Source organism: Kribbella sp. NPDC058693 (assembly GCF_042715335.1).
In the GTDB taxonomy this organism is placed as follows: Bacteria; Actinomycetota; Actinomycetes; order Propionibacteriales; family Kribbellaceae; genus Kribbella; species Kribbella jiaozuonensis.
In genome coordinates this window covers 673,749-687,508 of sequence record NZ_JBHXSQ010000003.1, presented here as the reverse complement: position 1 = coordinate 687,508, position 13,760 = coordinate 673,749, and the positions used below count along the sequence as shown (strand labels likewise).

The window sequence follows — 13,760 nt, the reverse complement described above, 5'->3', positions numbered from 1 at the left end:
ACTATGTCATGGTGTGGCCCTCCGATGGAAGTGAGGCCCAATGCCAGTCAGCAGAAGAACTTTCCTCGGCGGTGGCCTGGCCGCCGCCGCTGTCGCGGTCACGGGTACGCCGCTGCTGGCGGGGTGCGCGTCGGACAAGAAGAACACCGCGGCCGCCAACTCGGCGGTGAAACTGCCCACGTACACGAAGTACGGCGAGATCAAGCCGGACCTGCCCGGCACCGACGTGGTGCTGGACGGGTTCCTGAAGTACCCGGCGAGCCCGGTGAAGGCGATCACCGACGTCCCCGGCGACGGCAAGCCGATCACGTTCATGACCAACATCCCGGGCGCGATCCCGCCGTCGGTCGACAAGAACCAGTTCTGGCAGGAGCTGAACAAGCGGCTCGGCTCCGAGCTGCAGATCAGCATGGCGTCGAACGACGAGTACAACGACAAGTTCGCCACCCGGATCGCCGGCGGCGACCTGCCGGACATCCTGAACGTCCCGCCGGGTACGCCGCAGATCCCCGGGCTGCTCAAGGCCAAGGCGATGGACCTGACCGAGCACCTGTCCGGCGACGCGGTCAAGAAGTACCCGTTCCTGGCGAACATCCCGACCGAGTTCTGGAAGGGCTGCGTCTTCAACGGCGCGATCTACGGCGTCCCGGTGCCGCGCGGCATGTCCCGGACGTCGCTGCCGCTGTACCGGACCGACCTGCTCGCCGCGAAGGGCATCAAGGACCCGGCGCCGAAGAACTTCGAGGAGTTCTTCGACATCTGCAAGGAGATGACCGCGGCGAAGGAGAACCGCTGGGCGTGGACGCGGGTGCCCACGTCGTACATCCGGATGATGCTCGGCCTGCCGAACAACTGGAAGCAGGAGGGCGGCAAGTTCACCTCGGTGTTCGAGGCGGACGGCAACGAGGACGCGCTCGAGGCGAGCCGCAAGATGGTCGCGGCCGGCGTCATCAACCCGGACACGTTCAGCGCCAAGGCGGCCGCCCGCAAGCAGTGGTTCAACGGCGGTACCGCGGCCTTCGACTACGACAGCTTCGTGGCCTGGAACCAGTACTACTCCGACAACACCGCGGGTGACGCGTTCGGCGTCAACATGCTCGACGTACCGGGCTTCAGCAGCGGTGACGGCAAGGTGTGGATGGGGGCGGCGCTGAACAACGTCACCGCGTTCAACAAGTCCACCAAGCACTCCGCGGAGACGCTGCTCAAGGTGGCGAACTGGATGGCCGCACCGTTCGGCACGGAGGAGTACCTCTTCCGCAAGTACGGCGTGGCGGGCCGGCACTACACCATGCAGGGCACCGACCCGGTCCCGACCAAGACCGGGGTCGTGGAGACGGGTATCGGCCTGCAGTACATCTCCGACTCGACGCTGGCGCTCTACTGGGCCGGCAAGCCCGACGTACCGCAGAAGCAGCACGCGATCCAGCAGAAGGTCGCGGACCGGCTCGTGTACGACGCGTCGTACGGGCTGTACTCCGACACGATGTCGAAGCAGTGGGGTCAGCTGACCGGCGTACTGACCGACCTGGAGAACCAGATCGTGCAGGGCAAGAAGCCGGTGTCCGACTGGGCGCCCGCGGTCAAGACCTTCCTGTCCTCGGGCGGTGAGAAGATCCGCGGCGAGCTGCAGGACGCCTTCACCGCGGCAGGCGGGAAGTAATGCTGCAACGATCCTCGAAGCGCCCGCAGCAGCAGCTGAGCCTCGGCCGGCGGCTGCTGCGGGACCGCGTCCTGCTGCTGTTCGCACTGCCCGGCTGCGCGCTGATCATCGTGTTCCACTACGTCCCGCTGCTGGGCAACGTGATCGCGTTCAAGGACTACCAGCCGTTCCTCGGCATCACCAGCAGCGACTGGTCCGGCTGGGCGAACTTCGGCGTGATCTTCAACGGCGACCCGGCGTTCCTGCGGGCGCTGAAGAACACGCTGATCCTCACCTGCCTGCAGTCGATCTTCGTGTTCCCGGCGCCGATCCTGCTCGCGCTGCTGCTGAACTCGCTGTTCTCCGAGCGGATCAAGCGGATCGCGCAGAGCATCCTCTACCTGCCGCACTTCATGTCGTGGGTGATCGTGGTCGCGCTGTTCCAGCAGATGCTCGGCGGCAGCGGGTTGCTGAACAACTACCTGCGCTCGCACGACCTGGCCACGATCAACATCATCGGGAACTCCGAGCTGTTCCACGTGCTGCTGACGTCGCAGATCATCTGGAAGGACACCGGGTGGGCGACCATCCTGTTCCTGGCCGCGCTGTCCCAGATCGACTCGCAGCTGTACGAGGCGGCGAGTGTGGACGGCGCGAGCCGGATGAAACAGCTGTGGCACGTCACGCTGCCCGGACTGCGCGGGATCATCATCCTGCTGTTCATCCTGCGGCTCGGTGACTCGCTCACCGTCGGGTTCGAGCAGATCATCCTGCAGCAACAGGCCGTCGGCCGGGACGTCAGCGAAGTACTCGACACGTACGTCTACAACAACGGCGTACTCGGCGGCGCCTGGGGTGTCGCGGCCGCGGTCGGACTGGTGAAGGGCGTCGTCGGCGTCATCCTCGTTCTCACCGCGAACAAGGTCGCTCACATCTTCGGCGAGCAAGGGGTGTACCAGCGATGAGTACCAAGATCGTCCAGGGCGTGCCGATGCCCGGCTGGCCGATGCGGGCCTTCAAGGGTCTCGTACTGCTGGTCTTCTGCGCGGTGGTGATCATCCCGTTCGTCGGCGTGATCTCGACCAGCGTGGCGCCGAACAAGCAGATCAACGAGTCCGGCGGCCTGGTGCTGTTCCCGAAGTCGGTGAACTTCGCGGCGTACGAATCGCTGTTCGCCGGCGGGGTGGTGACGCAGGCGCTGTTCGTCAGCATCTTCGTCACCGTGATCGGCACGGTGCTCAGTCTGACCGTGTCGTGTCTGCTCGCGTACGCGCTGGCACGGCCCTCGTTCACGGCCGGGCGGCCGATCCTGCTGATCGTGCTGTTCAGCATGCTGTTCTCGCCGGGCATCATCCCGACGTACCTGACCGTGAAGGGCGTCGGGCTGCTGGACAGCATCTGGGCGCTGATCGTGCCGACGATGATCAGCGCGTTCAACGTCGTCGTACTGCGGGCGTTCTTCATGAACCTGCCGAACGAGATCACCGAGAGCGCCCGGATCGACGGCGCGGGTGAGCTGAAGACGTTCACCTACATCGTGCTGCCGCTGTCGAAGGCGGTGCTGTCGGTGATCGGTCTGTTCTACGCAGTGGCGTACTGGAACGCGTTCTTCTCCGCACTGCTGTACCTCAACGACTCCAAGCTCTGGCCGTTGCAGCTGGTACTGCGGACATACGTCATCAACGACACGCAGCTGGGCAGCGCCGAGCTGGGCACAGAGCTGCTCCCACCGCAGGCGTCGATCCAGATGGCGATCCTGGTCGTCTCGATCGTGCCGATCCTCGTCATCTACCCGTTCCTGCAGCGGCACTTCGCCAAGGGCGTCCTCACCGGCGCCGTCAAGGGCTGATCACAGCTCCGTCTCAAAGTGCCTTTCGGGGGTTGCCCAGGGCAACGCCAGGGTTGCGCCTGGGCAAACCCTGTGGGAACGGCGGGTACCGTCGAAAAGTATGGGGATCGAAGCGCTGGAGCGGGTGGGGCAGGGTGGCGAACAGCAGCAACGAGGGGTCCAGGTCTTCTGGAGGGTGGTCCGGGAAGCAGTCCTGTTGGCCACCCTCTTCCTCGTCTACAGTGCGGGCCGGCAGATCGCGGCCCGGCATACCGGCTCCGCGTTCGACCACGCACACGAGGTGTTGTCGTTCCAGAACTGGCTGCACCTGCCGAACGAGGCCACGCTCCAGCAGTGGGCGCTGCAGTTCCCCCACCTGGTCCAAGGCGCCAACCTGTACTACGCGAGCGTGCATGCACCGCTGACCGCCGCCGTACTGCTCTGGCTGAGCATCTGGCGACCGAAGGCGTACTCACATGTCCGCTGGACGATGGTGTCGCTGACCGGACTCGCACTGGTCGGTCACATCGTGTTCCCGCTGGCGCCGCCGCGGATGATGCCGGGCTTCATCGACACCGGGCTGCAGTTCGGTCAGTCCGTGTACGGCCCGGACCACACCGGCGGGCCGGCCAACCAGTTCGCCGCGATGCCGAGCCTGCACGTCGGCTGGGCGGCCCTGATCGCGCTGTCGATGATCCTGATCACCAGGTCGCGCTGGCGCTGGCTGTGGCTGCTGCACCCGATCATCACGTTCAGCGTGGTCGTGGTGACCGGCAATCACTACTGGCTGGACGGCATCGTCGCGCTACTCCTGCTCGCGGCCAGCCTGCCGCTCCTGCTCCGGTCCGGGCTGCACGCCGACAGGCCGCGCTCGCGTAATTCGGTACCACCGCGGAAGGTGCTCAAGTAACGTAGCTGGGCTCCCCCACTGCTGCCGGAGGTTTCTGCATGCCCCCCGATACGTCTGACACCCTCCAGGCCGAGAAGGACTACCTCAAGATCTCCCGGGCCGCGCTGGCGGTCATGCGGGAGAAGACCGGCGCGCTGGAGGTCCACAGCGCGGACCGGGTCAACCAGGAGTACCTGATGGCCGCGATCTTCCGGCGGATGAAGGAGCTCGAGGACGACCCGGACGTACCGCTGTTCTTCGGGCGGCTGGACTACATCGAGCCGACCGACGAGACGTTCCACATCGGCCGCCGGCACGTGAACGACGAGCTGGGCGAGCCGCTGGTGGTGGACTGGCGAGCAGACATCTCGGTGCCGTTCTACCGCGCCAGCAAGACCGAGCCGATGGGCGTGGGGGTCCGTCGGCGGTTCGGCTTCACGCACGGCGAGATGACGGCGTTCGAGGACGAGGACCTGACTGCCAGCGGTCAGGTCGAGCAGCACAGCAACATCCTGGATGCGGAGATCGAGCGACCGCGCTCTGGTCCGATGCGTGACATCGTCGCGACGATCCAGCCGGAGCAGGACGTGATCGTCCGGGCCGGCGTCGACGACACCATCTGCGTGCAGGGAGCGCCTGGCACGGGGAAGACAGCAGTTGGGCTGCACAGAGCGGCGTACCTGCTCTATGCATATCGGGACCAGCTGAGCCGGGCCGGCGTGCTCGTGGTCGGACCGAACGCGAGCTTCCTGCGCTACATCGGCGACGTCCTCCCGGCACTGGGTGAGATCGAGGCGAAGCAGACCACCGTCGAGGAGCTGGTCGCGCGGGTGAAGATCGCCGGACCGGGGCCGGCGCTGGTCGACGTACTCAAGGGCGATGCGCGGATGGCCGAAGTACTGCACCGGGCCGTCTGGTCGAACGTGAACCTGCCCAAGGAGTCCCTGGTCGTACCGCGGGGAGCGCACCGCTGGCGCGTCGCGGCGTACCAGGCCGAAGAGCTGATCACCGAGCTGCGCAACCGCGGCATCCGGTACGGCGCCGGCCGGGCGATGCTGCCGCAACGACTGGCCCACGCGGTGCTGCTGCGGATGGAGGCCGCCGGCGACTCCCCCGACGACCGCGTACAGGACTCTGTTGCAAGGAGCCGACCGGTCAAGCAGTACGCCGAGGCGCTCTGGCCGGCCGTCGACCCGGCCAAGCTGCTGTTCCGGCTCTTCACCGACCCGGAGCTGCTGGCCGAGCACGCCGACGGCATCCTCAGCGCTGACGAGCAGGCGATGCTGATCTGGGACAAGGTGCCGCGGTCCGCCGGTGCGGCCAAGTGGTCCGTCGCCGATGCCACTCTGATCGATGAGATCGCCGATCTGGTCGACCGTACGCCGTCGCTCGGCCACGTCGTACTGGACGAGGCGCAGGACCTGTCGGCGATGCAGCTGCGAGCTGTCGGACGACGCTGCTCGACCGGCTCGATGACTGTGCTCGGCGACATCGCGCAGGGCACCACGCCGTGGGCTACGCCGTCCTGGGACGAGGCGTTGAAGCACCTGGGCAAGACCGGTGCTCACACCGAGGAGCTGACCGCAGGCTTCCGCGTCCCGGGCCAGGTGATCGAGTACGCCGCCCGCCTCCTCCCGACGATCGCGCCGCACCTCAAGCCGCCGACGGCAGTACGGCGGGCGCGTGGTGAGCTGACGATCTCCCGCGTACCGGACAGCCTCGCGGCCGCGGTCACCGCCGTACGTGAGGTGTCTGAGCGTCCCGGGTCGATCGGACTGATCGTGCCGGACGCGCTGGTGGCAGCGACGCGGAAAGCCCTGCAGGGCATGGCGTTCTCGGTGCTGGGCGATGAGGACGACGTGGACGCCCACCTGGACGTCGTACCGGCGTCTCTCGCCAAGGGTCTCGAGTTCGACCATGTGGTGCTGGTGGAGCCGGCCGGCATCGTCGCAGGTGAGGCCGACGAGCGGACCGGTCTCCGACGGCTCTACGTCTGCCTGACCCGTGCGGTCACCTCACTGGTCGTCGTACACAACGAAGACCTGCCCGAGGTACTAGAAGCCGCGTGAGCCGCCGGACCGGCGCGACGAGCGCCGGGACGAGCCGCCGCCGCTGGAGCGCGTGCGGGACGACCAACTCGACCTCCGCGACCGACCGCTGGACCAGCTGTCGCCGTCGCTCGAACTGCTGCTCGACGAGGCCGCCCAGTCGCCGACGGAGCTACCTACGTCCGAGCTGAACCGGCTGAAGCGTGCTCCCGGCCGACGGGCCCGCCAGCGCGACCGCATCTGCTCGCCGCGACGCCGGAAGTCCGAGTCCGGGAACCACCACACGCGGCCGTCACCCTGCGACCAGTAGCCGTCGACGTACGCAGCGAGGTCCTCGGCGTGCTCCCAGTACGGCGTCGAGAGCTGCCAGCCCTTCACCATCCGGATCTGGGGCTCCTCACCGGCCTCGTCGCGCCGCTTGCAGGCCGCGCAGACGTCGACCGCCCGGGCTGCGCCGTCCTCAGGCTTCCACTCGACCTCCGCCGTACTCGGCCCGTGCCGTGGGTCGAAGAAGCACGGCGCCGTCGGCTCCGGGATCGGCTTGCCCGCACGCACCGCATCCAGGCACACCATCCCGTAGCGGGCGGAGCCGAGCAGCGTGGTGACCGCCTCGATGTCCTTGTCACCCTTGGCCTCGTCCAGCCGGTGCCGCGCCTTCTCGACCGTGTCGAGCACGTCCTTCGACAACTTGGACTGTTGCGGGTCCGACACCGTCGGCAACGCGGAAACCTGCTGCGAGAGCGCGATGATCTCCTCGTCGAGCAGAGGCCTGGTCACGTTGAGATGCGTCTTCTCGTCCTGCCGCCGGGTCCTGCGAGCTCCCCAAGCGGTCAGTCCGTACCAGAGCCCGATCACCCCGGCCAGACCACCGGCGTACGGCGCGGCGTCGACGTAGAACGGCTTGTCCACCACCTGAGCACGCTGGATGAACCGTTCGAGCATCGGCTCGTAGTCGGGTGCACAGCAGTCGACCGCCTGGTCGACCGCGTCCCCCACCTTGTACGTCGGTCCGTGGTCGGCCCGCTGAACGGCATGGAACCCGCGGCCGGCGGACTGCGAGTTGGCGTCGACCAGTACGCCGTACACGCCCTCGACGCCGACGCGGTCGTACAACTGGTCTGCGATCTCCTCACCGTCCCAGGCCAGGTCGAACTTGGCTGCTGGAATGACGGCGATCCGAATCGGAGCGGACGCGTTCTTGGCGGCGGCGTCGAGGGTGGCGACTTCGCTGAACGTCAACTCCTTCACGTCCGGGTCGACCCAGACGCCGGTGTCGCCGAGGTGGCTGGCCACCTCGTTCATGTAGGCGTCGGGATCCGTGTCCGCGTGCGCAGGCAACGCAGGCAGGGCCGACAGAGCGATGATGGCGAACGCACCGAGCAGACGTTTCATCGTCATCCTCCCGAGAGGCGGTCGCGGCAGCCGCTACAGACCGGGACTTCCCGTGGCTTGCCGCCGGGTGGCGTGTACATCCAGTCGGTCACGGACGTGCCGTGGCTGGGGTCGAAGAAGCATGCGGCTCTGCGGGCCGGAGCAGGTGTACCGGCGACCTTCGCCTGTGCGCAGGCCAGTCGCCAGCGCCCGTACTCGACCGTGGCCCGGACCTCGCGCAGCTTGTCGTCGTCGGGCTCGCCGTCGACGACTCGACCCGCATCGGCGTACGCATCCATCGCCGCCTGCACGTCGGCCCCGGTGTCCATGCCATCCAGACGCACGTCCGCGGCATCCAGTTCCTCACCGAACCGGGTCACGTCCTCACGCGCCGTCGCCCGCCGCTCGTCCAGCGTGTCCACCTCGTCGGGCAACACCTCGTACGACGGCCGGTAGAGCGCAGGACCTTCGTCTTTGCGCGGACGCGACTTCCACCAGCGCAGCGCCAGCCCGCCGGCGATCAGCACAACAATCGCGATCACCAGCGGCCACAGCCACCCGGGCGGACCACTCGATGCCTTCGGTACGTCGAGTTGGTCGAGCACACCGTTGAGCGTGCCGACCGGATCCGAGCGGCTGTGCTTGCCGAGCTCGTCGGTGAGGATCTCCGCGATCGGGGTGTCGACACCGACCGCGCTCCCCCAGCTGATCGCGCCGCCGAACACCACCAGGTAGATACCATCCGCCTGCTGCCGATCCACCAGCTGGTCGACGTACGCGCGGGCCGCCGCACTCTGATCACCGGCTTGGAGTACGGCGGCGGGCACGACCGCGATGCGAATCGCCGGGTCGTGCCCGCTCACCCGTTCAGCCAGCTCGGCGGCGTCCTTGTCCGGTACCAGCGACCGCTGTGCCGGATCGACGTACACCGGTGAGGATTTCCAGCCGTCGACCACTGCCGCCGGATCGCTGGAGCCCGTCAGAGTGGAGGCGAGCAACAGCACACCGGCAAGCAGACGCATGGGCAGAAGCCTGCCCTACAGCAGGTCCTCCTCAGTCAGCTGCGGCTGTGATGAAGATGTCCTCGTCGCGCTCGAGCTCCTCGACCCGCTGGAGTGCGGAGTCACGCCAGAGCGCGTAGACCAGGCCGAGCACGACCAGCGACAGTGCGCTCGCCAGCACCGGCAGGTAGCCGACACCGAACGACTGGATCACCAGTCCGCCCACGATGGCCGACAGTCCGGCGCCCAGGTAGATCGCGGACGCGTTAAGCGAGATGAGCAGGCCGCCACCGAGCTCCAGCAACAGGTTCTGGATGGGCGGGTTGAAGGACCAGGTGAGCATGCCCCACACCAGGAGCGCGGCGCCGGCACCCACCTCGGTCGTCAGCGTGACGTCGAGCGTCGCCAGGACGGCGGTGATGCCGATCATGAGGACGGCCAGAGTACGGAGACTGCCGAAGCGGTCCGTAACCCGTCCGCCGAGGAAGTTGCCGATGACCGCGCCCACGCCGTACAGCAGAAGCAGCAGGCTGGTGGCGTTGCCGGTCAGCCCGGCGGTGTGCTTCAGCAGCGGGACGATGTAGATGTACACACTGAAGGCGGCGAGCACTGCGAGGACTGTGATCGCCAGGATGATCTGCACGCGCCGATCGGTCACGCCGGCGAAGCGCTCGCGCAGACTGACCGCTGGAGGCGCGTCGACCGTTGGCAATGCGGCCCGCTCGGCGATCGCGACCAGTACGGCGACTGCAGTGATGAGTGCGAAGACGCCCTTGTAGCCAAGGTTCGGGCCGAGCAACGTGCCGGCAGGTACGCCGAGCACCAGAGCGAACGTCAGACCGCCGAAGACGATGGCGACTGCTCTACCTCGCTCTTCCGGTCGCATCAGGCTGGTCGCGAACAGCGTGGCCGCCGGCGTGTACATCGCGGCACCCAAGGCGGCTACGACCCGGCCGGCGATCAGGATCGGGTAGTTGACGGCCAGCGCGGCGATCAGGTTGCCGAGCGCGGCCAGGACCAGTGCAGCGATCAGGAGCGTACGGCGCTCCCACCGGCCGGTCAGCGTGGACAGGATCGGCGCACCGATCGCATAAGACAGTGAGAACGCGGTGGCGAGCTGGCCCGCGGCGGTCAGCGAGACATGCAGCTCGGAGCTGACGTCGGGGAGCACACCGGACACGACGTACGCGCTGGTGCCGACCGCGAACGCACCGGCGCCGAGCAGGTAGATCCGTGCGGACATCGAAGGCCTTCCGGGAAGAGGTTCACTAGTTCGATCGTCATCGTACTACGATCTCCATCGAACTTCGACCGACGTCGTACTATGGATACATGGCCACCAAGGTTCTCCCGCAGCCGGAGCGGGAAGAGATCCGCGTCGAAGCGGTTCTGCAGGCGCTGGGCGAGCCTGTCCGGCTCACGATCGTCCGTGCACTGGCCGACAATCCGGCAGGTGTCTGCTGCGGTGAGATCGAGCTCCCCGTCACCGCGTCGACCCGGGCCCACCACCTCAAGACGCTCCGCGAGGCCGGCGTGCTCTCCACCCACACCGACGGCACCCGCCGGATCAGCATCCTGCGCCGCGAGGACCTCGAGGCGCTCTACCCGGGCCTGCTGACAGGCATCCTGTCCGCCAAGCAGTAACCACCTGCACACACCCGGTGAACCTGCACGCCAACCGCAAGGTGGCGGTGGGGTGATCGAGGGCTGGTTGTAGAGGTGCTGCTGGCAGACTGAAGCAGTGGTGGAGCTTCGGGCGCGGTGGGCTGACCTGGTGCCCGGGTCTGCCTCGCTGGCGGACGAGCTGATCGCGCGGTACGTCGACCGCAACCGCCGCGCGTACCGGGACCAGTACCTCGCCATCGTGCTCACCGCACTGGACTCGTTCATCCAGCTCTCCACCGACCCGACCAGCGTCCGGCTCGCGGCCTGGTTCCACCGCGCGGTGCACGAGCCGGGCGGGACCCCAGCCGAGGACGCCGAGGCTTCGGCCCGGTTGGCCGAGCAACTCCTCCCGCAGTACGGCGTACCGCCGATCCGCATCGCCGAGGTCGCCCGGCTGATCCGTCTGACCGGTGACCTCGCCGCACCGCCACCCGATGCCTACGCCCCACCCCGCCGCGACGCGAACGGCGACGTGCTGCTCGACGCGGTGAACGCGATCCTCGCCTCCGATCCCAGCCGGTACGCCGTCCACACCGCCGAGGTACGACGCGACGCCACCGACCGCAAGGCCGCACTCGAGCGCCGGTACGACGAAGTGCGCGAACTGCTCGACGGCCACCTGTACCGCACGCAGCTGGCGCGCCAACGGCTCGGCCCGGTTGCCCGGGTCAACCTCGAGTCAGAGCTGGCCGGACTCGACAGCGAACTCCCCGCCCCATGGCGTGGTTGGCAACAAGCCGCACTGACCGCGACTGCCACCTTCACGGCGATTGCTGCCGCCGTCGTGGCGATCGCAGCCTCTGGTGCCTCCTGGCAAACCCCACCGACGCAGGACGAACCCGGCTGGCCACCGATCGCATTGGCTGTCCTGTCATTCTTCAGCGCACCGATCCTGTTCCGCTGCGCCCGTAGCGCCAGCCAGCGCGCCCGCCTCATCGCCGGCGCCGTACTGGCGATCGCAGTGACCGGACTGCTCGTCGCCTGGGCGCAAGCACCCCGGACGAACGTTGCCGTCGGCGTCGGCCTCCGCGTCCCGTTGATGATCTCCGCGCTGCTCCTGCTGCTGATCGCAAGCGCTGCGGCTCTCGTCGCCTCGCTGCTCCGCACCAGGACGGCCCGTTTCCTCCCCGCGCGCAATCTGGGCCAGCAACTCGCCTGGCTCGCAGCACCGGCGGTGGTCGCTCTCACGCTGTTGCTGATCATCCAGCCGCTCTCGCGCGGCTACGTGCTCGGCTCGAACGAACGAGTCGAGGGGACACCAGACGAAGCGGGCAAGGCTGTTCCGTCCGTCCTCGACGGCAGCGTCGCGTGGGTCAGTGAGTCGGTTGTCGGTACTGGCGCAGAAGAAGCGATCGGCACCCGGTACGGCGTTGCGATCCCCCGCCCGAGCGGCGTGGTCGAGATGCTCGACGCAGCTACCGGCAAACTGCGCTGGCGCTACAGCCGATCCGACTCCGACGAGAAGCCAGTCATCGCGGCGACCGGCAACGGCGACTACGTCCTGGCCCAGTTCGCCGACGTCGGCTACCTCCTGCTCGACGCCAACACCGGCCAGCGCAAGGCCGCGTGGCCCGGCCGGACGCGAGACAGGTTCATCCAACAGTCCCAGCCTCTCCTGACCGGCGAACGCTCCGGCAAGCTGCACGGCGTGGACCCGAGCGGCCACGAACGCTGGACGTACGACTCAGGCGACTGCACCGACCTGGGCGCGATTGCCACCGCCGAGACTGTGGTCACGTTCGTCAGTCACACCTGCGACGACCGCCCCGACGAGATGGCCGCGCTGGACGTCCAATCCGGCAAGAAGCTGTGGACGAAGACGTCCGACACGTACCGACGGCCGGTAGTAGTCGCCGGCCTGGTGGTCGTGGCCGAGCCAGGCGGGGACTCCGACGTACCAGCGGCACTGACGGCGATCGAGCCGCGGACCGGGGACGTCCGCTGGCGCTGGGAGGTACCGAGGACCTGGTCCTGCCGCACCCTCCTCAACTCCGCTGGCAAGTATCTGATCGTCGTCGACTGCCCCGGCCCGAGCAGTCTGGAGAACCGCAAGACGATCGTCACGGCGATCGACGCCAACACCGGTCTGACCGCCTGGCAGACCCAGGCACCCGTCAGCCCGCGCGTGAAGGTCACGGTGACTGCGGACGGTCGCGTCATCTCACTGGGCCGTGGCGCCACCGGCTGCATCGCGAACGTCATCGGCCAGACCGGCTTCCGTCAGGTCCGCCTGCCGACCGGCATCTCCTGCAACCGCGATCCGCGTGCCATCGGCAACCTGGTCCTCACGTCCGGCACGGACACGGTCATCGCCCTGCGCTGAGCTGCTTCTGTGCGGAGGCCAGCAGCTCGACGATGTGGGTGCCGTAGACCACGTCGGTCGGGTGGGACTCACCTGACTCAGCTGCCACGACCAGCTCCTCCGCAGCGAGGCTGAGCGCGTCCGCGGCGGCGGTCGTGCGCTCCGGCAGCAGCGCCGTACCGGACTCGCCCCAGACGCCGGTCTCGAAGTTCCGACCTGCAGGCGGGGCGGACAGCGTGATGCTGACGGTGCTGGTCGCACCCGACTCGTGGGTCATGACCATGTGGATCAGACCGGCTTCGCCGCCGACGGCGCGCAGCTCGCCGATCGGACCGAGCATCGAGGTGAGGTTGGACAGCGCGTGCGGGCCGACGTCCCAGAGCGACCCCCACTGCTCACGCCGCCAGACCGAGTTCACATACGGGTTGCCCGGCGCGTCCAGCGAGGCGAGCATCCGGCTCCAGCCGCCCTTCCAGCCACCGGTGGCGGCGAGATCGGCGAAGAACGTCCGCATCGGCGGCTCGAACCGCTGGGTCAGGAACACCACTGACGCGATGCCCTCGTCCTCGGCCTCGTCGACCAGCGCGCGGGCGTCGTCCAGCGAGTCGGACACCGGCTTGTCGAGCAGCAGATGCTTCCCGACCGCGGCCGCTTCGAGCGCCATCGACGCCTGAACCCGCGGCGGTACGGCGAACGCCACCGCGTCGACCGACTCGAGTAACTCCGCGTAGTCGTCGTACGCCGCCAGCCCGAACTCACCCGCGAAGGCGGCCGTTTTCTCCGGATGCCGGCCCCAGACGCCGGCCAGCTCGACTCCGTCCGCCGCCGTGAGCCCCGGAGCGTGCGTGCGCGCCGCCCACCCGCCCGTCCCCACCAGACCGAACCGCATCTCGCCCTCCCAGGCCGAAAGTGTGATCTGCACCGCAATTCCACCGGTGGAATTCGATGCCGGACGCACCTGTCGAACCGGTCAGGTGACGAGCCGATATCGCTTTGGCCACGACCCTATCCGGG

11 protein-coding genes are annotated in these 13,760 nt (G+C 67.9%); 7 read left to right on the top strand and 4 right to left on the bottom strand.

The genetic code is table 11. The features are described 5' to 3' along the window. Window positions 1-40: 40 nt before the first annotated feature. The 5 genes from ACFWUU_RS21250 to ACFWUU_RS21230 all read left to right on the top strand — a co-directional run bounded on the left by ACFWUU_RS21250 (window position 41) and on the right by ACFWUU_RS21230 (window position 6,428). Complete coding sequence (locus tag ACFWUU_RS21250) at window positions 41-1,663, top strand: ABC transporter substrate-binding protein (protein ID WP_380177436.1); 1,623 nt, start codon at window positions 41-43, stop codon at window positions 1,661-1,663. Then, window positions 1,663-2,607 carry an ABC transporter permease subunit gene (locus tag ACFWUU_RS21245; protein WP_137258810.1) on the top strand — a complete coding sequence of 315 codons (945 nt, stop codon included), beginning with the start codon at window positions 1,663-1,665 and terminating at the stop codon, window positions 2,605-2,607. The genes ACFWUU_RS21250 and ACFWUU_RS21245 overlap by 1 nt, the downstream gene beginning before the upstream one ends. Beyond that, window positions 2,604-3,491, top strand: coding sequence for a carbohydrate ABC transporter permease (locus ACFWUU_RS21240; protein ID WP_137258809.1), 888 nt, complete (start codon window positions 2,604-2,606; stop codon window positions 3,489-3,491). Before ACFWUU_RS21245 ends, ACFWUU_RS21240 begins: the two co-directional genes overlap by 4 nt. A gap of 100 nt (window positions 3,492-3,591) precedes the next feature. Beyond that, a complete protein-coding gene (locus ACFWUU_RS21235) occupies window positions 3,592-4,380 on the top strand; it encodes a phosphatase PAP2 family protein (RefSeq protein WP_380177434.1) in 789 nt (262 codons plus the stop codon). 38 nt (window positions 4,381-4,418) lie between these two features. Next, the gene (locus tag ACFWUU_RS21230) at window positions 4,419-6,428 is read left to right on the top strand and encodes a HelD family protein (RefSeq protein ID WP_380177432.1); all 2,010 of its coding nucleotides are present in this window, start codon (window positions 4,419-4,421) and stop codon (window positions 6,426-6,428) included. Here ACFWUU_RS21230 and ACFWUU_RS21225 read toward each other — a convergent pair. From ACFWUU_RS21225 to ACFWUU_RS21215, 3 genes are read right to left on the bottom strand one after another with little or no spacing between them, the layout of a single operon-like run. After that, window positions 6,414-7,799: a hypothetical protein gene (locus ACFWUU_RS21225; RefSeq protein ID WP_380177430.1), complete on the bottom strand. Its 1,386-nt coding sequence runs from the start codon at window positions 7,797-7,799 to the stop codon at window positions 6,414-6,416. The two genes, ACFWUU_RS21230 and ACFWUU_RS21225, sit on opposite strands and share 15 nt — an antisense overlap. Before the next feature lie 2 nt (window positions 7,800-7,801). Next, on the bottom strand, window positions 7,802-8,800 hold the full coding sequence (locus ACFWUU_RS21220; RefSeq protein WP_380177429.1) for a hypothetical protein: 999 nt from the start codon (window positions 8,798-8,800) through the stop codon (window positions 7,802-7,804). A 31-nt stretch (window positions 8,801-8,831) separates the two neighbouring features. After that, window positions 8,832-10,022 carry an MFS transporter gene (locus ACFWUU_RS21215; RefSeq protein ID WP_380177427.1) on the bottom strand — a complete coding sequence of 397 codons (1,191 nt, stop codon included), beginning with the start codon at window positions 10,020-10,022 and terminating at the stop codon, window positions 8,832-8,834. Window positions 10,023-10,111: 89 nt separating this feature from the next. Here ACFWUU_RS21215 and ACFWUU_RS21210 point away from each other — a divergent pair, with 89 nt between their 5' ends. Next, on the top strand, window positions 10,112-10,423 hold the full coding sequence (locus ACFWUU_RS21210) for a helix-turn-helix transcriptional regulator (protein WP_130441146.1): 312 nt from the start codon (window positions 10,112-10,114) through the stop codon (window positions 10,421-10,423). Window positions 10,424-10,520: 97 nt separating this feature from the next. Further along, window positions 10,521-12,767: a PQQ-binding-like beta-propeller repeat protein gene (locus ACFWUU_RS21205; RefSeq protein WP_380177425.1), complete on the top strand. Its 2,247-nt coding sequence runs from the start codon at window positions 10,521-10,523 to the stop codon at window positions 12,765-12,767. Here ACFWUU_RS21205 and ACFWUU_RS21200 read toward each other — a convergent pair. After that, the gene (locus ACFWUU_RS21200; RefSeq protein WP_380177423.1) at window positions 12,751-13,668 is read right to left on the bottom strand and encodes a Gfo/Idh/MocA family protein; all 918 of its coding nucleotides are present in this window, start codon (window positions 13,666-13,668) and stop codon (window positions 12,751-12,753) included. The genes ACFWUU_RS21205 and ACFWUU_RS21200 overlap by 17 nt on opposite strands. Between the last annotated feature and the right edge of the window lie 92 nt (window positions 13,669-13,760).